This is a genomic window from Niabella ginsenosidivorans (assembly GCF_001654455.1).
Classification (GTDB): Bacteria; Bacteroidota; Bacteroidia; order Chitinophagales; family Chitinophagaceae; genus Niabella; species Niabella ginsenosidivorans.
Genome location: NZ_CP015772.1, coordinates 1,638,099 through 1,659,906, shown reverse-complemented (window position 1 = coordinate 1,659,906; position 21,808 = coordinate 1,638,099). Strand labels below are relative to the sequence as shown.

14 protein-coding genes are annotated in these 21,808 nt (G+C 45.8%); 1 reads left to right on the top strand and 13 read right to left on the bottom strand.

The genetic code is table 11. The features are described from left to right. The first annotated feature begins 64 nt into the window (after positions 1-64). Positions 65-1,888, top strand: a complete 1,824-nt coding sequence (locus A8C56_RS06915; protein WP_067753757.1) for a glycoside hydrolase family 2 protein — start codon at positions 65-67, stop codon at positions 1,886-1,888. A 110-nt stretch (positions 1,889-1,998) separates the two neighbouring features. On the opposite strand, the gene A8C56_RS06910 is transcribed toward A8C56_RS06915, so the two are convergent. From A8C56_RS06910 to A8C56_RS06845, 13 genes are all read right to left on the bottom strand, one after another. Next, complete coding sequence (locus A8C56_RS06910) at positions 1,999-2,226, bottom strand: hypothetical protein (protein ID WP_067753754.1); 228 nt, start codon at positions 2,224-2,226, stop codon at positions 1,999-2,001. Between the two features lie 532 nt (positions 2,227-2,758). Next, a complete protein-coding gene (locus A8C56_RS06905) occupies positions 2,759-3,949 on the bottom strand; it encodes an aldose epimerase family protein (RefSeq protein WP_067753751.1) in 1,191 nt (396 codons plus the stop codon). A 155-nt stretch (positions 3,950-4,104) separates the two neighbouring features. Next, entirely contained in the window at positions 4,105-5,163 is a 1,059-nt protein-coding gene (locus tag A8C56_RS06900) for a glycoside hydrolase family 43 protein (protein ID WP_067753748.1), read from the bottom strand. Beyond that, positions 5,160-6,074: a glycoside hydrolase family 43 protein gene (locus A8C56_RS06895; RefSeq protein WP_067753746.1), complete on the bottom strand. Its 915-nt coding sequence runs from the start codon at positions 6,072-6,074 to the stop codon at positions 5,160-5,162. The genes A8C56_RS06900 and A8C56_RS06895 overlap by 4 nt, the downstream gene beginning before the upstream one ends. A 318-nt stretch (positions 6,075-6,392) precedes the next feature. Further along, positions 6,393-7,571 (bottom strand): cellulase family glycosylhydrolase, encoded by a 1,179-nt coding sequence (locus tag A8C56_RS06885; protein ID WP_067761706.1) that lies wholly within the window; start codon positions 7,569-7,571, stop codon positions 6,393-6,395. Between the two features lie 76 nt (positions 7,572-7,647). Further along, positions 7,648-10,113, bottom strand: coding sequence for a glutaminase family protein (locus tag A8C56_RS06880; RefSeq protein ID WP_067753740.1), 2,466 nt, complete (start codon positions 10,111-10,113; stop codon positions 7,648-7,650). A gap of 148 nt (positions 10,114-10,261) precedes the next feature. After that, a complete protein-coding gene (locus tag A8C56_RS06875) occupies positions 10,262-12,334 on the bottom strand; it encodes a beta-L-arabinofuranosidase domain-containing protein (protein WP_067753738.1) in 2,073 nt (690 codons plus the stop codon). Positions 12,335-12,356: 22 nt separating this feature from the next. Next, positions 12,357-12,527, bottom strand: coding sequence for a hypothetical protein (locus A8C56_RS24370; RefSeq protein WP_157097899.1), 171 nt, complete (start codon positions 12,525-12,527; stop codon positions 12,357-12,359). Between the two features lie 11 nt (positions 12,528-12,538). After that, positions 12,539-13,243 carry a DUF3823 domain-containing protein gene (locus A8C56_RS06870; RefSeq protein WP_067753735.1) on the bottom strand — a complete coding sequence of 235 codons (705 nt, stop codon included), beginning with the start codon at positions 13,241-13,243 and terminating at the stop codon, positions 12,539-12,541. A gap of 41 nt (positions 13,244-13,284) precedes the next feature. Then, positions 13,285-15,204 (bottom strand): RagB/SusD family nutrient uptake outer membrane protein, encoded by a 1,920-nt coding sequence (locus tag A8C56_RS06865; RefSeq protein WP_067753732.1) that lies wholly within the window; start codon positions 15,202-15,204, stop codon positions 13,285-13,287. Positions 15,205-15,225: 21 nt separating this feature from the next. Continuing rightward, positions 15,226-18,408, bottom strand: a complete 3,183-nt coding sequence (locus A8C56_RS06860; protein WP_071609324.1) for a SusC/RagA family TonB-linked outer membrane protein — start codon at positions 18,406-18,408, stop codon at positions 15,226-15,228. A gap of 752 nt (positions 18,409-19,160) precedes the next feature. Further along, positions 19,161-20,234, bottom strand: a complete 1,074-nt coding sequence (locus A8C56_RS06850; RefSeq protein ID WP_067753726.1) for a glycoside hydrolase family 43 protein — start codon at positions 20,232-20,234, stop codon at positions 19,161-19,163. Between the two features lie 15 nt (positions 20,235-20,249). Further along, a complete protein-coding gene (locus A8C56_RS06845; RefSeq protein ID WP_067753724.1) occupies positions 20,250-21,797 on the bottom strand; it encodes a RagB/SusD family nutrient uptake outer membrane protein in 1,548 nt (515 codons plus the stop codon). Positions 21,798-21,808: the final 11 nt, after the last annotated feature.

Sequence of the window (21,808 nt, the reverse complement as noted above, 5' to 3'; positions counted from 1 at the left end):
TGAGACAGCAGAAAAACAAAAGCTGATGTGGATTAGCTATTTTTACGGCTAAAAATAGTTTCTTATGCTACGATTTGTGTGTTTGCCAGTTCTACTATCCCTATTTTTAAGCGTATCCGGCCAGGGCGATCCGGTAAAGCCGATTATTCAGACAAAATGGGCCAGTGATGTTCAACCCGGTAATGTGCTGCCGGAATATCCAAGACCCCAGTTAGTACGCGGTAACTGGATGAGCTTAAACGGGCAATGGGATTACAGTATTCAGCCGGCTTCAGCAGAAACCGCACCCGTTGGGTTTGAAGGAAAGATCCTGGTGCCTTTCCCTGTTGAATCGGCTCTTTCAGGCGTACAAAAAACCGTTGGCAAAGACCGGTCATTATGGTATCACAGAACGATTCAGTTACCTGCCAGCCTGTCAAAGGGAACCGTACTGTTACATTTTGGAGCCGTGGACTGGCAATGCAGCGTTTTTATAAACGGCCGGAAAGCCGGCGAGCATAAAGGAGGTTACAGTGCATTCACCTTTGACATTACCCCTTTCCTGAAGAAAGGGAAAACACAGGAAATTGCTGTACGCGTATGGGACCCGTCAGACGATGGCCCGCAGCCAAGAGGCAAGCAGGTGAAAAAACCCAATGGCATCTGGTATACTCCTGTAACCGGTATCTGGCAAACAGTATGGATCGAAGCTGTTCCGGATACTTACATCGCCTCCACAAAGAACACACCCGATATTGATCAGAAAGTAATAAAAGTTACCACTACCGTAAACAGTGCGCGCCCTGGCGATCTGGTAAGAGTTACCGCTTTGGACGGATCTGTTAAAATGAGCGAACAACAGGTAGCGCCCGGTACCGAAGCCGTTTTACCTGTTGAGAATATGAAGCTGTGGACGCCCGGCAGCCCGTTCCTGTATAACCTGAAAGTAGAATTATTGCGGAAAGGGAAACCAATCGATGCTGCGACCTCTTATTTTGCCATGCGGAAGATTTCCATGCAAAAGGAAAACGGCATTCAGAAAATGTTGCTGAATAACCGGTTTGTTTTTCAATACGGCCCGCTGGACCAGGGCTGGTGGCCCGATGGGTTGTATACAGCCCCTACTGATGAAGCGCTGCGTTTTGACATACAGACTACAAAGGATATGGGCTTTAATATGATCCGCAAACATGTGAAAGCAGAACCTGCAAGGTGGTATTATCATTGTGACCAGCTGGGCATGCTGGTATGGCAGGATATGCCCAGCGGCGATCTTGGAGGTAACGTATGGGATTCCCGTCCCGGACAGATTTCCGGGGGCAACACGGATAAAGACAGAAGTGCTGAATCTGAAGCCGTTTACAGAACGGAATGGAAAGAAATAATGGACAACCTGTACAACTTTCCCTGCATTGTGGTTTGGGTACCTTTTAATGAAGCCTGGGGGCAGTTTAAAACAAAGGAAATTACAGAGTGGACAATGCAATACGATCCTTCCAGATTAGTGAACAGCGCAAGCGGCGGCAACTTCTTTCCGGTTGGGCACATTATGGATCTGCATCATTATCCTGATCCTGCAATGCCTGATCCGCGCATCTTTGGCAGCGAACGCATACTGGTACTGGGAGAATTTGGCGGGCTGGGATTGCCCCTGGAAGGTCATACCTGGCAGGCTAAAAATAACTGGGGCTATCAAACCTTTAAAAACCAGGATGAGCTAAAGAACCGCTATTCAGAACTGGTGAGCCACCTTGCCCGGCTCATCCCCCTTGGCTTATCCGCTGCCGTTTATACCCAAACAACGGATGTGGAGGTAGAAACAAACGGGTTAATGACCTATGACCGGAAGGTATATAAGATTGATCCAAAAGTTCTGCATGAGATCCACCAGCAGTTGTATAAACAATAATAACGGGGGTATCATTTTTAAAAGCAGCGCCAGATGCTGACTAAAGAGCTTCTTATGCTGATAATACGCTGCGATCAATTTTATTACAATTATCCCAAGCTACTATCACTTTAGGGTTCGGGCGACATCATAGCTCTCAATTTAAGAGCGGAAGCATCATTTTGTGCGTCGCTGCAAGGATAACGAAATGCGGCATGCCCGCTCTGCTTAGCTGTACCTGAAGCTTCGGGCGGACGGGCTTCTGTAAGCTGTTCATGACAAATGTTGTAAGTTGTTGGAAATGCATCTACATAAGGAACATCATTCCGGATGGAGCGCAGCGGAATGAGCAGAGGCATCTCTCTGATGATACAGAGATCCCCGGCTTCTCCCGCTATCGCGGGCTGCGCCCGGGATGACGATTGAAAAAATTGTCATCCCAATCAGCTTAAAGACAACGCTTTTGCGAGTGCCTCATCATGATAGTCCTTTAGCAACTTACTGGTCATCCGGATGATCCGATTCAATGAACCTCCTGTTGTACAGCAGGCTTAAATGCAAACACTTTTATAGCTGCCTCAGCACGACAAGACAGTCGTTTTTGCTATTAAAAAAAATCAGATCCTGTTTATTGAGCCTAAAGGTAGCGGCAGAAGAGTTTGTCATGGCGCCACTGATTTTGTAGCAATAAAAAACCGGTACAGCAATCCGAAGTCTTTTGATCAGCCCGGGGCAAATTATTATTTTGATACCGGTTCACTGTTATTCTTTGTCTATGACAGAAAGAACAAGCCTGAAGGCTGTTCTTTTTTACAGGGAACGCCCTAGGTTTTTGCTGTAATCAGCTCAAATGCTGTTATAAACTACAGGATCTGTCGCATATATCATTTGTTACTTAGATGAAAACTTATAGTAGGTAACCGTATGATACTGCTGGCCGGCCTTCAGCTCTGTGCTGGGGAAGGCCGGTTTGTTGGGAGAATCGGGGAAATGCTGGGTTTCCGCTGCAAAAGCACCCCTGTGTATATCCTTTGCGCCGGATTTTAAAGTGTTGGTGCTCTTATTAAAATTACCGCTGTAAAATTGCAATCCCGGTTCCTGTGTATAAATGTCCATTGAAATGCCAGACTTATCGCCGGTAAAGGTTGCTGCATGTGTAAGACCATACAGGCCTTTAGTGCCGTTCAATACATAGTTGTGATCATATCCCTTACCAAATTTCAATTGTTCATTATCATCATTGATACGGGCACCTATTGCAGCCGGTTTTGTAAAATCCAAAGGAGTACCTGCTACGGGTTCCAGCTTACCGGTAGGGATCAGTGTAGAATCAACAGGGGTATATTTATCGGCATAGATCTGTACCGTATGACCCAGTATTTCACCACTGCCCTCGCCATTCAGGTTGAAATAAGCATGATTGGTGAGGTTCACGATCGTATTCTTATCAGTAGTAGCACTGTAATCAATCTTTAAAGCATTATCAGCCGTTACACTGTATACGACTTTTACGTTCAATGTTCCGGGAAAACCTTCTTCCATGTCGGGGCTCGTATACATCAGTTCCAGGGTACTGTCGTTGGGCTGTGCAGCATCCCATACCACGGCCTGGAATCCTTTTTTGCCGCCATGCAGTGTATTAGGGCCATCGTTTGCCGCCAGCGGATATGTTTTGCCGTCCAGCTGAAATTGAGCATGGCCAATACGGTTTCCATAACGGCCGATTAATGCACCCAAATACGCCATATCTGATTTTTCAAATGCATCAACACTGCTCATTCCCCAGGCCACGTCCGTTTGTTTTCCCTCTTTATCCGGCACCCAGATGCCTGCAATACGCCCTCCATAATTGGTAATGGCAACTGTCATGCCTTTATGGTTGGTTAGTTGATACAATGCCGTTTTTTTACCATCAATCATAGCCACAAATTTCGCACTGTCCAGAGACTCCGGCGTGTCATCGGTCTTTACAGCCGTGCTGTCTGTTGCAGCGCTTTCTTTTTTTTCTGCACTATTATCATTGCAGGCCGCTATGCCAAGCGCCAGCGCAGCTACCGCAAAAAATTTTAATGAATGACTCATTGTTCTATTTTTTTATGTTTTTTATTAAAGATGGCCGCTCGTTTTTGCTGTTGCCATAGTTCCCGGGCAAGCGTTATAAATGTCAATAATACAATAAAATCAGCTCTTTACAAAACCATTTTCTATAAGCCGCCTGCAACTGCTGCCAGGAATTTCTATGGCCTGTACTCCTGTTTTTTCATTGCTGGTTCAGCTAACGGGAGGCCAGCCGGCAATGGTTTTCCAAAATAAGGACGCCCGGCCTTGTCCCAGGTAAACTGTTGCGCCCGCGGCGACCGGTGCCCTCCGCAACCCTGACCAGGCGCTGAATTGGCATGATATAAGATCCAGTCCTCTTTCCCATCCGGCGACTTAAAAAAGGAGTTATGGCCCGGCGCATAAACACCATTCTCCGGAGCCGCTTTAAAAACCGGTTCTTTACTTTTTACCCAGTTAGACCGGTTTAAAAGATCCCTGTCATTTTTTGCGGAGAGCATGCCCAATGTATAAAAATCCGTCCAGCAACCACTGGCAGAGTAAACAATGTAGAGATGGTTTTTATGTACCAGGAACTGCGGGCCTTCATTTACATTAACCTGTTCCGGGGTTTCTCCTTTTAAATAGCCATGCCGCTCCCAGTCATATTCCGGTTCAGACAACAGCACCCGCTCTCCTTCTATTGTCCAGGGATTGCTCATTTTAGCAATGTAAATATTCTGTTGCCCGTTTACATCACCGTGCCAGCCCGACCAGATCATGTATAGCTGTCCCTTATATTCGATCACATCCCCGTCAATGGCCCATTTGTCAGACGGATCAGCTACTTTGCCTTTAAATACCCATTCGCCTTTCATTGGGTCCGGGGAACTGTTCTCAATAACATACATACGATGGTTCTGATTATTACCATCATCCGCTGCAAAATACATATACCATTTACCTCTTAAAAATAAGATCTCCGGCGCCCACAATTCTTTTGAATAATTTGTGCTGGCCGGCGGGGTCCAAACAGTTTTCTGTTCTGCATGCTTCAGGTCTGCCAGGGACCGGGTTTTCCAGAGCACCAGTTTGGTTCCCATAGTGTTGGTATAGTAGTAATACCCGTCCTTGTAAAAGCTATACGGATCTGCTCCTGAAGCCAGTAACGGATTGGTAAAGGTTTTTTGTACCTGTTGCGCATTCAGCTGAAAACTAATTGAGAGGACTATAGCAGCCCATAAGATAAAACGGTTCATTGAACAACATTTAAGAAATGGAAAGTACGGGGATCCGCAGTGATCACCTCCTCTCCGTTAGCAGTTTTTTCAAAAGTCACCCTGATCAGGGCCGTTCTGCGCGGTGCAACCGTTGCAGCAGCATAATGCGTATGAAAAACATAGTGCCAGTTGCCCTGCGCGTCTTTAAACAGATCACCATGCCCTGTTCCATTGTTTCCGGTGGTCTGTTGAGATAAAACAGGATTACCGGAATATTTTTCCCAGGGACCGTAAGGCGATGTGCCTGTTGCAAAGCCTACGGCATAATCGGGGTTGCGGAAATCGTTGGCAGAATAGATCAGGTAATAATAACGTCCGCGTTTTACTACTGTGGGGCCTTCTGTTACTCCCCACTTAGCATTTGCGGTATTTTCCCAGCCGGCATCAGCATGAATGCATTCCTTTACTGTAGCCGTTTTTATAGCGCTCAGGTCTTTATTCATTTCCCCAACGAAAATCCGGTTCCCATTCTGAAGGCGTACATGATATAAATACACTTTATCTTTTTCAAAGAGCAAAAAGGGGTCAATCATTTTTACAGAAGTATCCAGGGCCTTTATTTCCTGCTGCTGAAATGGCCCCAACGGGCTATCCGCTACAGCAATGGCAATATGTTCGTCCGCTGTATAGGCCATATAAAACCGGCCCTTATAATGTACTACCTGCGGTGCCCAGAAACCCCGGGTTCCAAAACTGGTTCCTTTTTTAAGCACAATTCCCCTGTAAAACCAGTTACGCTGATCAGCAGAAGTATAAGCGGTAAACCCTTCATTGGCATTGTGTCCGTTTGTGCCGTACAAATAATAAATTCCTTTATAATAAAAGATCGTTGGGTCCGCCAGTAACGGGTTCTGCCCAGCAGGGCCCTGACCTTTTACAGTAAAAGGCATTATCAATAATAAATAAACTATACTTTTTAAGATCCGGCTATTCATAACCTCATTTATTTTTGTTCCCTAAACAGGGCATACAACAGTAACTGTCCTGAATGTCCTGATCTGTAGGCTCCGGAGGATGCGTGCGGACACGCATCATGGCGAACAGTGTTCTTATGCCTCCGGACCCACGGTTCTTGGTTTTCATTACTGTCATGTTAACAACAAACGGAAGTTCCAGGCAGGCATTCTTTTCCGACAGCTTCATAACGAAGGCTGCACCCTGTTCTAATGTGCCGGCTAATGAACATTAAAAACAGACCCTAACCTTTTTTATTTTTTCCCCGTCATTGACTTAATAAAATCCACCTCATCCTGTTTATAAGGTGTTCCATCCTTATGGAAAATATCATGAAACCAGAGCGGGGGCTCTGAAGTATAGGTCTTTGTCCAGCTGTCCCAGGGGTACTTGGTTTGCGATTTCCCGTCCACAAAGCCCCAGTTGATCATGGCTACCTTGTTTGCCTTTGCAACAGGCAGGGAGCTCTGGAACGTGCTTTTATTGGGACGTGCCATATATTCAGTGCACCACAGCGGCCGGTTATACCGCTTTAATTCATCAATTTTTTTATGCAATGTTGCGGAATCATCATAACAATGGAAGGAAACAATATCGGATTCCTGAAGCTGCAGTTTTTCAACAGGCTTTAAAGTGCTGTCTGATTGCCAGTTACCCGCCCAAACCCCAGATGTAAGCGGCTGGGACGGGTTTGCAGACCTGGCCCATTCAAATGTCTTTTTCAGCAAAGGAAGCACCAGCGCTACCTTATCCGGTATTTCTACCTTTTCATAGGATGGGCCGGTCATGTTGTCCGGTTCATTCCATACATCCCAGGCTATAATGCGCTGGTCATTTGCAAATTTTCCAACAATGGACTTTACATATTGTTCAAGGCGCGGGTATTGGGCAGAGTCCTTCAAGGCGGCCTGTCCCGGGCTTTGCACCCAGCCGGAATTATGCACAAACGGCCTGGGAGCCCGCTGCTTTCCTGCCTTTGGAAAAGGATCCCAGCAGGAATCAAAGATCGTAAACAATATTTTTATATGGTGCTTGTCTGCTATTTGCAGGAATTGATTGATGCGGTCATAAAAACCCTGCTCATCATTTTCAAACACAAGGTCATGCAGGTAAACACGCATCACATTCATGCCGATCGATTCGGCGAGGGCCAGTTCTTTATCAATAGTAGCGGTATCAAATGTCTCCGCCTGCCACATCTCTAACTGGTTGATGGCAGTGCTGGGCAGAAAGTCGGCGCCCACATACCAGGGCTGACCGGCATACCAGTTATTTGCCTGCTCCTGCGTCCAGATTTCCCTGCGGCCTGCCAGGGAATCCTTCCCGTCCGGTTTTTTACTTTCAGGGGTTGCACAGGAGATGATCATTACCCCTGCGGTAACTAAAGCCAGCAACCCGGTCATCAGTCGCTCAAAAAAAATCACTTTCTTCATATTCATACTTTTTGGTGAGTCAAAATATTCTGCAGTTATACCGGTTGTACCGGCAACGGCAGCTTTCTGAACGCTTTTATTGATTCAGTTTTTTATCCAGCACTTTCATAAAATATCCGCCAACAACGCTGCGTGCCTGAAATCCCACCTGGCGCCCATCGGTTGTTTCATGCCAGTCGCTTAGCGGCACGCGGGCCGGCGTTTCTGTGGCATACTTATAAACAGGCGTTACCAGCGCTTTAAAATCATTGCTATTATTCGCCAGGGTTGCGGTCCACAGGATCCAGTCGGATTTTGTATAGCTTTTCCGGCTGTCCAGCGGAAGACCGTATTTATTCTGCTTTTTAAAATAAAAGCTAATTTCTTTCTGGTAGACCGATCGGGGGAATATATTAAACCGGAGCACTTTATCCCAAACCAGGTTGTATTTCTGGCTCCAGGTGCCTTTCTTTTCAAATACCAGTGTATAATGATCTCCGTCATCTGCCAGCTGCAACCATTTTGGCACCATAGCTGTAGCTGTTCCGTGATATTTATTATACACATCATTTTTACCCAACATCCTTGCAATCGCTGCGTAGCCTTCAATGCCCATAATGGCTTTCATTGAAAGATTGGTATTGCGTGCCAGGTGACCTGCAAAATCATCTGTACACAGCTGATTAGCCGGATCAAAGCCTTCTTTAACCAGATAATCGGCCCAGGTGGTAAGGGTTTCCCAGTGTTTTTGCGCATATTGTGCATTGCCTTCTGCTTTTGCTATAGCTGCGGTTAAGCAAAGCATGTTCCCTGCTTCCTCCACCGGCATGTCTTCTCCATAGGTTTGCCCGTTGGCCTGCGGGTAAGTGCCCAGGTCGTGCGACGGAAATGGTTTTGCCCATTTCCCTGATTCGCTATAGTAAAAGATCCCATTCAGCATTCCTTTTAGCAGGTCCGGATTATATACAAGAAATAACGGAGCCGAAGGATAAGTTACATCCACTGTATTGATCGACCCGTTGCTGAAATTTTCCTTTGAAAGGAACAACAGGTCACCTGAGGGGCTTTGCACCAGTTTGTGCGCCGCAATACTTTGACGGTATGCCATTTCGCACAGCCGGGCATATTCCGTGCCACCTGCTTTCCATGCATCCTGATAAACCCTGTTGTCAACGGAAGCGCATTGTTTTACTACGGTATTGTATTCTTTTTCCGCCTTCTCCAGCTGCTCCTCAATAGAACTTTTTCCTTTCCGGTTCCACCAGGGGCGTAAATTTTCTCCAAAGTATTGAATCGAATAAAGATCGTCATATGCAATCATTAACTTTCCTGAAGCGCTTTGCGCTCTTCCAAGATCAAGAATAGTATTCAACAGCAGTTGTTTGCCCTGCTGTTTCAGCATGGGTGAAAATTTGTCAGCGCTCTTGAATACCTTCAGCGAAGCGCTGCCCGGCTCAGCAATATATTGCCAGGTATTTTTGCCGGTGGGAGCCGCAATATATAAATACCCCCAGTCTATACGCAGGTCGTCCCCTTTTTTTTGCAATACAGGCTGGCTCACGGTTCCTGCCTTTAACAGGCTTAAATTGCCGGAGGTTGATTTCTCAGCCGTTATTTCCTGTGTCGGTGTATTTACTGCAAGATCTGAAGAAACGCTCAATAATACTTCAACGGTATGCGCCAGGTTGTCTTTACTGCTGGTTGCAAACGTAATATAGGAAACGGGCCTGGATAATAATTCCAGGTCATTCATGATCAACGGGGAAATAAAAGCAACTTTTAGCGCTACGGGGCCACACTCAAAATCATAAAGGGTTTGCGTTGCTTTTACCTGCACATTTTTCTGGACAGCTTTATCAATAGTGTCTGAACGATCAAAACGGGACTCAGCTGCTAATCCAAAATCCAGGAACTGCCCTCCTTTTGTGTTTTTTATATGCACAGCTATTGTATTCTTTCCTTTCCTTAATAAGGAGGCTGCATCTTTGATGGGAATGTAACTATATTTATCCACCCAGCAGTTACAGCTGTACACAACAGCGCCATTCAGGTATACTTCAATATTATCATCATGTTTTATCTTCAGATAAACAGGCGCACCCGGCAGCTCTTCCAGTTCAAAAGTTCTTCTTACCCAAAGGTCTTCTGATTGCCAGGGCGTTTTTATTGCGGATGCCTGATCCCCAAAGGGGGCTTCGCCGGTTTTCCAGTTCGTTTCCCGGAATTGCTCACTGTTCCAGCCCTGGCCAGGGTCTTTTTCCGTATATCTTACTTTGTATGGCTGCTCTTCTGATGTAGCTAGCAGGGTTTTGTAAACAGGCACTTCTTTACCCAGGAAACGGTAAATCTTACCATCCACTTTTATATATCCCAGCAATGGCTGATCGGCGCCTGTCCAGTGTTTGGTTGCCGACTCATTGAGCTGGTCACTGAACGACCAGATACTAAAATAAGGATCATGTGTAATTAACGGATAGGCCGGGGCTTTTTGTGTTTGTGCCTGAATTTTAAAGCTCATCAGGAAGCCTAACATCAGGAATAAGTAAGAGCGATTCAATTTCATTATAATAATCAATTCAGTATTCTGTGAATAAACCAGTATTTATTTTCCCGCGATTCCGGAACGCAGATCATCGTAGCCTTTAACATTCCGCATAGGCTGGATTCGAAGGAGTTATAAACAGGTCTTTTATTTTCAGCATTATCATTTATCAGTTGACCACGGGGAAGGCTGCAATACGCAGGCGGGCTGCCCCCATGGGTATTAATTGAACGGATTCTTCTTTAGTGGCTACTTTTACCGGGCTTTGAGGCAGCACACCGGTAAGGCCATATTTGTCTATTTTCCATCCGGGAATCTCCCGGGCCCGGGCACTCAGGACCACCGGTGCATTTTCCGGGGTAAAGGGAAAGTCATCTCCGGGCCATTCCTTTTTTATTACCTTAAAGAGTGCAGTTCCTTCCTTCTTATCATATACCAACCCATAATTCCAGGCAGATGCAGGCCTTATTTCATAAGACGGCCATTTTTCAGGATCTGCCGATTCCTGCCATTTGGAATCGCCAATAGCGGATGCCTTACTATCAGCTTTTATATATTGCTCCTTTATTTTTAAGGAATAGGTCAAGGGCCCGCGGTCTATGCTGATGCTGTTCTTATTTTTTGCCCACTCACGAACTTTTATTTCCATCGGCAGGGTCAACGTTATTTTATCGTCCTTACTCCAGCTTCTTTGAATTTTTATATAAGAGCCGGGGTTAAAGTTCTGCTGCACAGCCGTTCCGTTTATTTTCAGTTGCGCATGGCTGCACCATTGGGGAATACGGAGATAAAAAGGGAATGTCACTTTATCTTTTGTATCAAACAGGAACGTTGTTGTTTCGTCAAATGGATAATGCCCTTTGCTTTCAATACGCACTTCCTGTCCTGAGCCCACTTTTGCTTTTACAACCGCTTCACTATACAGCAATGCCGCCAACCCGTTATCGGGTGTCGCCATAAATACATGTTCGGTATAATAAGGCCAGCCCTGGGCATGGTTGTGCTGGCAGCACCTTGAGCTGAAGGGGTTCATCATCAGGAACGGGCCGCTATTGTCAATACCGGGATGATGATTCCTGCTGTCACTAACGGACATATTGGGACTGGTGATATACCTCAAGGCTTTAAAATCGGGCATTACGGCCGCGGGGTAAGTATTGAAGGCGACATCCTCAGCGTTATCGGCCCAGAAGGGATCGCCTGTAATGCCCATCAGGATCTCATCAGAGGCCATTTGCTCTACCATTCCGCAGGTTTCCACACCCTGCCGGGGGTCTGTATAACCGGCCCTTGCATTTTCATCGGCTCCAAACATACCACCCGGAACATTCCCGAACCGGTCCCTGATGATATGAAAATCCCGGTAGGTAGCCATCAGGTCGGCCCTGCTGCCGCTCTGTAAAAAATAGGTAGCAGGTTCCCGGAACGATTGCGCAATATTTACATTATGCCAGTTGGGAAGATTGTTTTCCTGGCGCCAGTTGGCCGTATTACGATCAATTTTCTTTGCAAGATCCAGCAGCCATTCGTTATCCCTTGTATGGTTGTACAACCAGTAAACACTTAAAAGATTATCGCCTCCCCGGCTGTTCTCCCAGTAATCTTTCAAAAACAGGCTGTCAGGAAGGTTATATTCCCAGCGGAAATAGTTTTCCATAAAAGGCAATACCTTTTGATCATTACTATACTCATAATAAGATTGCAGGCACCAAAGCATGATCATGTTTCCCCAAAGATCCGGCTTGCCGTTCTTAAGGATCAACGGGCCAAAATAACCATCCTTCCGCTGGCCGGATAAAACAGCATTGATCCAGGTTGAGGCTTCGGTGATTATTTTTTTATCGTTCAGTATATAACCAAGATTTGCATATCCTTTTAACCAATAGGGCACTTCTTCCCAGCCATGATCCCCCTTGCCATCCGGGCTTAGCCATGCATTATCCTTTTTGGTCAGCCATGCGCTTATTTCTCCCAAATGGCCCGTAAGACCATCCCGTTGCAGTTCAAGGTACTTGAGCAGCCAGCCCTTTGGCTGGATGGCTCCTACCGGCAGTTTTACAAGATATAACGGCTGCAATGGTTTTCTATTGCCTGCATAATACCTGTTGGTCATCGTATTATCCGGCCGGTCCACATTGGTCACAACTTCGTTGCTGCCGGCTACCAGCTTATTTTGCCCAAAGCCGGTTGCCGGCGCCAGCAACAGCATTATTACTACTATACTATTTTTAATACCGGTCATATACTCATTAAGTAGGATAAAATTACGAAAGCCAGCGGTCAAACAGCCCTTCTCTTTTTGCTTCCGGCGTTCCATTTTTTATAAAACCAGCCCGGCCATCGAAGACCAGTTTTTTCAAAAGGGCAGATGTGCTGTGTATACGTTTTACACGGGAATGTGTAAAGTAAACTTTTTCCAAAACAATTTTTACCAAAACACCTGAATTTAAAAATTAATTTTCACAACCTTTGAATACAGCATATCCTCAACACCGCTGATCTTTACGCCCACTCTTGCAAAAACATAATTCTGCGCAGGAGTGATGGAAGGAATAGCTACTGACAGCGCAATATTACCAGGATCAGCAATGGCGGTTTCAGATGCTCCGGCTATTTTACCATCATCGGTCTGTGATACAAACTGTGTTTTATTAATATACAAGGCCACCGCATCCACATCTCTTGCATTTTCACCTGTAATGATCTTTTCCAGCGCAAAATGAGCCGTCACAGAGCTGCCGTTATTGGTTATCTGGAGATTTCTTATCATATAATAAGGAGTTACGGGTATTTCTATGCTGGTATTTTGTGTAAGATCCACATCCAGCGTATCGGGGGTACCGGCTGCTGTGTGTTTCCATAAGAAAGGCCCCTGCCCGTCCGGGATCACCAGCTTGTAATCGCCGGGGAACAGTAACATCGATAAAGTACCGTTCTGATTAAAGGTCTCTTCAATGGGAGCGGGTGTGCTATATCCATGCTGGTGCAGCTGAAAAGATACCTGACCGTATTCCACATATACAGAATCACCATTATAAAGTAACTGCCCGGTCAGCTGAATCTTTGGAGGATCATAATTATCCTTTTTACAGGAAATAAGCACGCATATAAACAAGCTGCAGGCTGCTAAGTAAACTATTAATTTCTTCATGAATACCTGTTTTTCTTTTTTATAATTTTTGCAGCAACCACTTACTGATTGGGTTGCTGTACCAGTTTGGGGTTCTTGCCTATGATGTCGTTGCCGATCCGGGAATAATAATTGCCCAAACGGAAACTTAATGCTGCTGTAACCTTTGACGGTAAAACAATTTTGTATACCCATTTCCATTTTGCGGGATCCGGCTGAGCGGGGTCATAGACCTTAGAAGCCCACAAACCATAAGGCTGTGTATTGGGTTTGGTGGCCGAACCAATATTATTCAAAAGATCGCCCGGGCTCATGGCCTGCCCGTTCCAGACACTGGTTGCCAGCCGCCAGCGTTTCATATCAAAAAGATAGTGGCCTTCAAAAGCCAGTTCTACCCTGCGTTCATGCACGATCCTGTCAAAGGTGATCTGTGCAGGTGTCAGGTCTGTTTTAAAACCGGCTCTGCGGCGTACCTCATTCAGATATTGTGCTGCCACATCTGTTTTCTGTAATTCAAACGCAGCTTCTGCAGCGTTTAATAATACTTCCGCATAACGGTAACGTGGCAGGGGAATATCACTGCGTGTACCCCTGCCGCCTGACAATTTTTTGGGGTCAAGAAACTTACGGATGTAAAAACCGGTCTGTGCTGTAAATACCTGGCCATTTACAGGACCATCCTGCCCCACCACCTGTAAATTCTTAAAACTCCCATAATCCCTGGTGGCGCCTCTTACATCCCCGCTAAGCGTACTGCCATCCGGAAGAAGTACCCCATTCCAGATATCATCTTTTTGTTTAAAGGTAGCACCCGGCAATAGTATGGTACCTGCCAGCCTTGCATCCCTTCCGGCGAAAGCATCCAGAGGGTCATCATACCGGATGCGGTTCCCGGCCCCATCTGTTATGGGTATCGGGGCGAATGTATTATCGAGTTTTTCAAAAGACTGCACCAGGTTCAGAGACGGGTTAATGCGGCCTGCATCCCCTTCTTCATCTGATCCGAACCGGGGTTGGTTTTGTACCGTGAACCCGTGCGTATAGGCTTTGAGCTGGTAATCTTTTATAAAGATCATTTCAGGGTTTCCCGATTTATCGGTAAAAAGACTGGCAAAATTATTGGACAGATCTGAAGGTTGTTTCATATAAAGCGAGTAGGGCCCTGCATTGCCTGCAATAATAGAATCGGCTGCATTCAACGCTTTTTGATAGTAGGCTTCCGCCTTGCTGGCGGGAATCCCCACTTCTCCTCCTGATAAGGATACCTGGGGCGTTTTGGCCCCATATTTGGCAATGGAAGCTGCATACAGGGCTGCGCGGCATTCCATGGCCAGCACAGCACCCTGTGTGGCCCTGTCTTTTAAAGTTCCATCTCTATCTATGGGCAGATCCTTTTTAATTTCCTCCGCCTCATTTATAACAAAATCATAGATCTCGTATTCTTTTGCCCGGGGAAACTGCACCTGTGTTACATCATCTCCCTGCTCAAAGTCCAGTGGTTCCAGGATTAAAGGAACACCACCCATTCTTTTTACCATTTCAAAGTAATAGCTGGCTCTTAAAAACCGGCCTTCTGCCAGGAACTCTTTTTTTTGATCTTCTGATACCTTGATGGAAGTACTTTCGCCTAACCGCTTCAGGAACAAATTCAGCTCACGGATGTAGGAATAATCCCAGATAGACCAGGAGCCGTAATCCCACTCCCTGTTCTGCACAGTCCCGTAATCGCCATCAGAAGGAAAGCTTTCTCCAAAACCTACAAAGTTCCGCCAGTCATCCAGATCACCCCCTCCGTTCAGATCGATCTGGTCATATATTCTCCGGTATAAATTGGAAAGCACGCTGTTGATGGCCACGGGATCCTGGTATATTTCATCGTTATCAATAATGTCCGGGGGTTTCACATCCAGAAAAGCACTATCCTTTTTACAGGAACTCATACAAAGGATCAGAAAGACAAAAGATATTATTATTTTGTTCATTGGATAAATAGATTACTGCGATTAAAAAGTCAGGTTTACGCCAATATTGAATACCCGGCTCTGGGGAATCTGCAAACCGGTATTATCATCTATTTCAGGGTCAAGTCCAAACTGTTTCATATTATCAATGGAGAACAGGTTATATGCATTTACATAAACCCTGGCCCGGGTCGCTTTTATCTTTTTCACCCAGGGCGCTGGTAATGAATAGCCCAGTTCAATGGTTCTGGCACGTAAATATTTGATATTATGTGTATAGAAAGTAGAGATGTACCGGTAATTGGGGTTGTCGCCGCCGTTAGGATTAAACCGCAATGCCGGATATTTGCCTGGTACCCAGGGAGAATTGGGATCCAGTGGATCCTGATGGTGCCATCGGTCTAAAAAGATGGTATTCAGGTTTCCCTCTTCAAAGAACGGGATCAATGACTCATTACTTTGTATCCACGTATAGCCGGCTGCACCTGAAAAATCGGCCGTAAAGTCGAGTTGTTTATAAGACAGGTTAATGGAAAGACCATAATTTACAATAGGCTGTACGCCGCCTCCGTTGCCATAACCGATCGGCCGCAGGTCATTACCATCAATCTTACCATCGCCGTTAAAGTCTTTATAAATGATATCGCCTGGCAACATGGTTTTGTTTCCCCTGCCATCAATATCCACGGGATAATTATTGATCTCATCCTGTGACTGGAATTGCCCTATAGCTTCATAACCCCAGGTAATGCTTTTATACCTGTCAATTCCAAGATTTCTGTATGCGTCCAACGCGTTTTGAACATTGGGTTTATAAATATCCAGCATCTTAGCCCTGGAGTACATACCATTGGCGCCTACGGTAAGTGTAAAATCCCTTCCAATTTTTCCGTTATAAAAAATGGATCCGTCCACCCCGCGTTGCTGGTCACTGTTCAGGTTTTCCTGCGGCAGGTTATAGCCCAGCTCTGCCGGCACCACCACATCCCTTCTTGAATCCAGGATACCGGTCCTTCTCCGGTCAAAATAATCTACTGCTCCTGTGAATTTCCCCTTCAGAAAGTTATAGTCGATCCCGATATCCAGGATTTTACTCTTTGTCCAGCTGATATTCGTAACCGGGATCCCTTTATCTACCAGGCCGGGGATATAGACCCCGCCCTGCACAGAGCCAATGGCATTATACCGGTATCCCGTTAAATAAGCAAAGGGCTCCACAATCGGATTATCATTACCGCCATCATCTCCCATCACCCCGTAAGAGGCCCTTAGTTTCAGCTCGCTCAAAACCGTTTTTTCGCCCAACAGGTTTTGAATGAATTTTTCGTTGGTGATCCGCCAGGCACCGGATACAGACGGGAAATACCCCACCCGGTGATCCGGGGGAAATAAGTAAGAGGCATCGCGTCTCCCTGAAAGTTCAATATTGTATTTATCTGCATATCCATAAGCCAGCCTTCCGATATAACCAATACGGGGCTGGTTTTTCACTGCATCCTGGTAATCGTCTGTCTGGGCAATATAGATTAGTGACAATGAATTGAACGGGGGCAGCGCGTGTAGCCAGTTCCGGGTATAATTATTCTGTATCCTTTCATTCACCAATGTGGCATCTATGGTATGCAATCCAAAACTCCTTGAATAATTCAATTTAATGTTGGTGGTAATATTGATCTGTTTTACCTGTTCCCGCTCGCGCCAGGGGTTGGTACTGCCGCCTGTACGGGTATAGGTGTCCTGCTGCGGATCGTACGTATAGGTATCATAGGTATACTCCTGGTTATTGAGCACCTCGTCCGCTATATAATACGAATAAAGACCGCTCAGCGTTAGCCCTTTGACAAACGCAGGCTGATAGTCCAGCGTCAGGTTTGCCTGCAATACGCGCCAGTCCCTTTTGAAGAGGCCCGAATTTTTGTAGTTCAGGAACGCCCAGTTGGTTTCATTATGCTTGATATCATTTATATACTGGGGGTTATCATTTGCATAAGGCCGTTCCAGGGGTGTATTGCGCATCAGCGCCTTCCTTGCTACAAAGTAATCATCAACATAGGGAACACCGGGGTTCTGGGTCATTTCATCACGTCCGTTGATGGTCATACCGGCTTTAAGCCCGTTTGCGATCTTGGCGCTGATATTGGATTGTATATTGGACCTGGAGAATTTATATTCCCTTCCTAATGGAGAGTTCTGGTACAGGTGTGTTGCCGCAATATAGTAAGTGATACGTTCGCTGCCGCCTTCGGCACTCAGGCTGGCCGAAGTGAGCGGGGAGTTGTTTTTTATGATAAAGTCGCGCCAGTCAAAGCTTTTATATCCATACTCAGTACCTGCTTTATATTTATCCAGCTCCTCCTGCGTAATGGACGTGCTTCCCGTTGCATTCACTTCAGCCTCCGCCTTGTAACGCATGTAATCATAAGAGCTGGTCAGCACTTCAGGGAAGCGCGTCCAGCTCTGGATGCCGTAGAACCCATTAAAGCTGATGGTGGGCTTTTCACCCAGCTTTCCTTTTTTTGTGGTAACCACCACTACCCCGTTTGCAGCTCTTAACCCGTAGATAGAAGCCGATGCATCCTTTAAAACGGAGATGCTTTCAATATCTCCCGGTGCCAGGTTATTGAAAGAGCCTACATCCTGCTGCACGCCGTCAATAACATATAATGCAGTACCGAAATTCCGGATCTGTACATTTGCGGAGGAGCCGGGCCTTCCGTCTGCCTGCCGGAAACTGACACCGGGAATCTTCCCGGCCAGCGCTGTGCTTACGGTAGAACCACCGTGTACCTTGTCAATGTCTTTAGAAGTGACTGTGGATATAGCTGATGTAATATCCTGTCTTTTTTTGGTACCGTATCCGATCACCACTACTTCATTTTCCGAGTGCTCTTCCGGTTCCATAGAAATGGTCAGGGTCGATTGCCCGGAAAACTTCACCTCCTGGGTCTTATAGCCGGCATAAGAGACAACAAGCGTACCGCTGTCCTTTGGTGTATTCAGCGTAAAGCTTCCATCAGTTCCTGTTAGCGTACCAATGGGCGTACCTTTAATACTTACAGAAGCACCGGCCATAGGGTTCCCGCTCAGATCCACCACCTTACCCGTAATGGGCACAGCTCTTCCGTTGCTAACGGCCTTGCCGGCAGATACAGGATAACCTGCGGCAAATACGGCTCCCCGTATCATGAAGCTAAAAACGACTAAAAGAATTGTTCGTATAATCATAATGGCAAATTGGTTTAAACATTTATATCTACGGGCCGTCTGTTATCTATTAAGACCAGCATACACCCGGGGCTTTTACATTAAGTACCAAACCGGTTCGAGAACTGTTCAGGGCATTACCTGTCAAACAATCGTAATGATGGCAGCTCGTTCATTCGCTAAAATATACCTGGAAAAACGATTTAGCAGTGCAATTCGTCTCAATTTTTCATCAATTTGTCTCAATATGCAACGGAGCTTCTAAAAAATTGCCGTAAGCTCATTGGCCTGAACAGCTGTTTCATACCAATTGATATCAAGACCTGCTTAAACACTTCAGGAGACAATTTTATATGAAAGTTCTAAAAAATAAAACGGGATCATAAAGAAGAACAACAACTGCGCCCTGGTGTAATGTCAAGTTTTCCATTTGTAAAAATAAAATCATCCGAAAGTTCGGATGAGGCAATGATAATCCTTCTTACGGGTTACCCTGAAGATGTTATCCCGAACCTGTTCCGGGATCTGTTTTTGTTTCAGGGCCTGTTGAGCGATACTATACAAAGATGCTGTCATCCGGGCGGGAATTCAGCATGACTAAAACAGGATTGGTTTTCAACATATCATGTAATCTGTCATCGGCACTATAAAATGCAGGGGAATACTTCCCGTAGTTCCAGATGAAAACTCATGCTATGCGTTATGAGCAGATAACCCGGCACTTTATAGGTTGGTGCAGATATGATAATCCGTGTAAAACAATATAAAAAAAATTATTCCCCGGATGGTTTCTGAACCGGCTCGTTAATCTTCACTGGCATCCCAAAATCAGGAGTTCCATCCTGCTTCCAGGTAAATTTTTGGATGCGCGGGTTGCGCGTATCGCCACAACCCTGGCCGGCCAGGGAATTTGCATGATAAATGATCCAGTCCTCCTTTCCATCCGGCGATTTAAAAAACCCGTTATGGCCCGGGCCAAAAGCACCACCGCTTGTATTTTTTGTAAATACAGGAACGGGAGATTTTGTCCAGTCTGCAGGGTTTAACGGATCTCCATCTGCTTTTAAAGAAAGCATCCCCAGGCAATAATCATCGCTCCAGCAACCATTAGCCGAATAGGTGAGAAAAACATTCCCGTTGGCGTTTTGTACCACCTCTGGTCCTTCATTAACCAGCACATTAACACCTGTAGATATCTTTTCCCAATCATAGGTCGGTTTTGAGATCAGCACCCGGCTCCCCTCAATGGTGTAGGGGTTGGACAGTTTTGCTATAAACAAATCCTGCTCTCCATCCACATCTCCCTGCCATCCGCTCCACACCATATAATTGTTGTTCTTATAGGTAAACACTGTAGCATCTATAGCAAATTTGTCAGAAGGGTCGGCTACCTTACCTTTAAAAACCCAGCCGGTATTTAACGGGTCTGCCGAGCTGTTTTCTAATACATATATGCGGTGGGAAGCATTATTGCCCGCAGTGGCGGCTGTAACATACAGGTACCATTTATTATCAAGATAATGCAGTTCCGGGGCCCACACATCCGCAGCGTATGCCGTTCCCGCAGCAGGTGTCCAGACTGTTGCAGCAACCGCGTTCCGCAAATCATCTACATATTGCGTTTTCCATAATTTTATACCATTGCCGGTTGTTTGCGTATAGTAATAGTAGTCCCCTTTCCGGGTAACCCAGGGATCGGGCCCTGAAGATAATATGGGGTTGGTAAATTTCTTAACAACCGGCTGGGTGCCGCCACCATCACCTCCGTTACCGGCATCTCCACCGGATTTGCCACATCCGATAGTGAATGCCAGTGTAATAATTGCAGCTATACATTTTCTTCTCATAGTATTAATGATTCGTTACCAGCCCGGATTCTGCTCTAATTTAGGGTTTACGTCACGCTCATATTGGGGTACAGGCAATAAGGCATATTTATCCTGGTAATAGGCAAAGCTCGGATCTCTTGAAACCAGCTTCGTGCCCAGGTCGCCCCATCTTACCAGGTCTTCCCAACGGTGCCCTTCTCCGCAAAGTTCTGTCAGCCGCTCATGTTTTAACCGTTCTAAAAATTGCGCCTTGCTCATTCCCGGAGGAAGCGGCGCCAAACCGGCCCTTGCCCTTACGCGGTTTACATACGAGTATGCCTTTGCTGTCTGATCCATTCCATTCAGTGCTTCCGCGTATAACAAAAGTATATCCGCATAACGTAAATAACGGTAGTTGTTGCCGGAATGAAACACTTCGCCAACGCTTGTGGCATCATTCAGGAATTTCCTGAAATAAACAGTATGTGTTGTTGCAACAGCCACAGGGTCTCCCGGTACATTTGCATAGTTTCTTGAAGCAAAGGATTGTCCGTATACCATTGAATATTCAGGGCCCCTTACATCTGTTGAATCATAAATAAAGCTGGCATCTACACGTGGATCTCTTCCTCCGCTGGTTGTTTTTTCAGTTAAAAATTCCCAAACACATTGCCTTCTGGCCTGGCCATCTGTAAAGCCGATCGGGCGGGGCGCAAAAAACGGGGGAATAGAAGAACCATAGTTTAAATTGTCTGGATTACCGCTTGCATCATCATCATGATTATCTTTGGGATTTACAGCATTCTGAAATTCAAAAACCGATTCTTTATTATTTTCAGTGCCCTCTAAAAAGTTATCCCTGTAGCTGGTTACAAGATCGTATATATTTTTTCCGTCACCTTCAACCAGCCATTGTAAAGCCTGTTGTGCCTCGCTATACATATGCTGCTGCAAATAACACTTGCCCAGCATACCATAAGCAGCTCCCTTTGTAGCCCTGCCAACATTTGCATCATCGTATTTTTCAGGCAGTGCGGCTGCTGCATCGGTAAAGTCCTGCTCAGCCTGTGCATACACATCTGCCTGATGTGTGGTTGAAGGATAATCCGTGGGAAGCGGGGTTTTTACCAATACCGGCACATTTCCCCACAACGTAGCCAGGTAATAATAAAAGAAGCCCCTCATAAATTTTGCCTCACCCAGCAACTGGCCTTTAAGGGTTGCATCCATGTCAATATCAGGTACATTGTCCAGCACCTGGTTGGCCCGGGCTATTCCAATATACAAGTCCTGCCACACGGTGGTGGTTTCCCACAGGTTATAGTCGGTTACGTTGAAAACATCAAAGTTATTAATAAGAATGGAATTGGGACTGGTGCTGAACCCTTCATCTGACCGTACAATAGTAAGAAAGAACTGGTTCCTGGCTAAACCTACCCTGTGATAGGTGCTGTAAATGGCATTGACACCATTTTGTGCATCTGTTGCGGTTTTCCAGAAATTATCAATTGTTGGATTATTTGGATTGGGTATATCCAGATCGTTTTTACAGGAGGATAAGATCAGAACAGCTATGACGAATAGAAAGAATGATTTTTTCATTATCCGATATT

Bases quoted from the DNA above. Each gene is read 5' to 3' on its own strand.
- A8C56_RS06915 (WP_067753757.1), top strand. From the start codon at position 65: ATGCTACGATTTGTGTGTTTGCCAGTTCTACTATCCCTATTTTTAAGC.
- A8C56_RS06875 (WP_067753738.1), bottom strand. From the start codon at position 12,334: ATGACCGGTATTAAAAATAGTATAGTAGTAATAATGCTGTTGCTGGCG.
- A8C56_RS06870 (WP_067753735.1), bottom strand. From the start codon at position 13,243: ATGAAGAAATTAATAGTTTACTTAGCAGCCTGCAGCTTGTTTATATGC.
- A8C56_RS06860 (WP_071609324.1), bottom strand. From the start codon at position 18,408: ATGATTATACGAACAATTCTTTTAGTCGTTTTTAGCTTCATGATACGG.
- A8C56_RS06845 (WP_067753724.1), bottom strand. From the start codon at position 21,797: ATGAAAAAATCATTCTTTCTATTCGTCATAGCTGTTCTGATCTTATCC.
- A8C56_RS06885 (WP_067761706.1), bottom strand. From the start codon at position 7,571: ATGAAGAAAGTGATTTTTTTTGAGCGACTGATGACCGGGTTGCTGGCT.
- A8C56_RS06880 (WP_067753740.1), bottom strand. From the start codon at position 10,113: ATGAAATTGAATCGCTCTTACTTATTCCTGATGTTAGGCTTCCTGATG.
- A8C56_RS06850 (WP_067753726.1), bottom strand. From the start codon at position 20,234: ATGAGAAGAAAATGTATAGCTGCAATTATTACACTGGCATTCACTATC.
- A8C56_RS06910 (WP_067753754.1), bottom strand. From the start codon at position 2,226: ATGCCTCTGCTCATTCCGCTGCGCTCCATCCGGAATGATGTTCCTTAT.
- A8C56_RS06895 (WP_067753746.1), bottom strand. From the start codon at position 6,074: ATGCCTTTTACTGTAAAAGGTCAGGGCCCTGCTGGGCAGAACCCGTTA.
- A8C56_RS06865 (WP_067753732.1), bottom strand. From the start codon at position 15,204: ATGAACAAAATAATAATATCTTTTGTCTTTCTGATCCTTTGTATGAGT.
- A8C56_RS06905 (WP_067753751.1), bottom strand. From the start codon at position 3,949: ATGAGTCATTCATTAAAATTTTTTGCGGTAGCTGCGCTGGCGCTTGGC.
- A8C56_RS06900 (WP_067753748.1), bottom strand. From the start codon at position 5,163: ATGAACCGTTTTATCTTATGGGCTGCTATAGTCCTCTCAATTAGTTTT.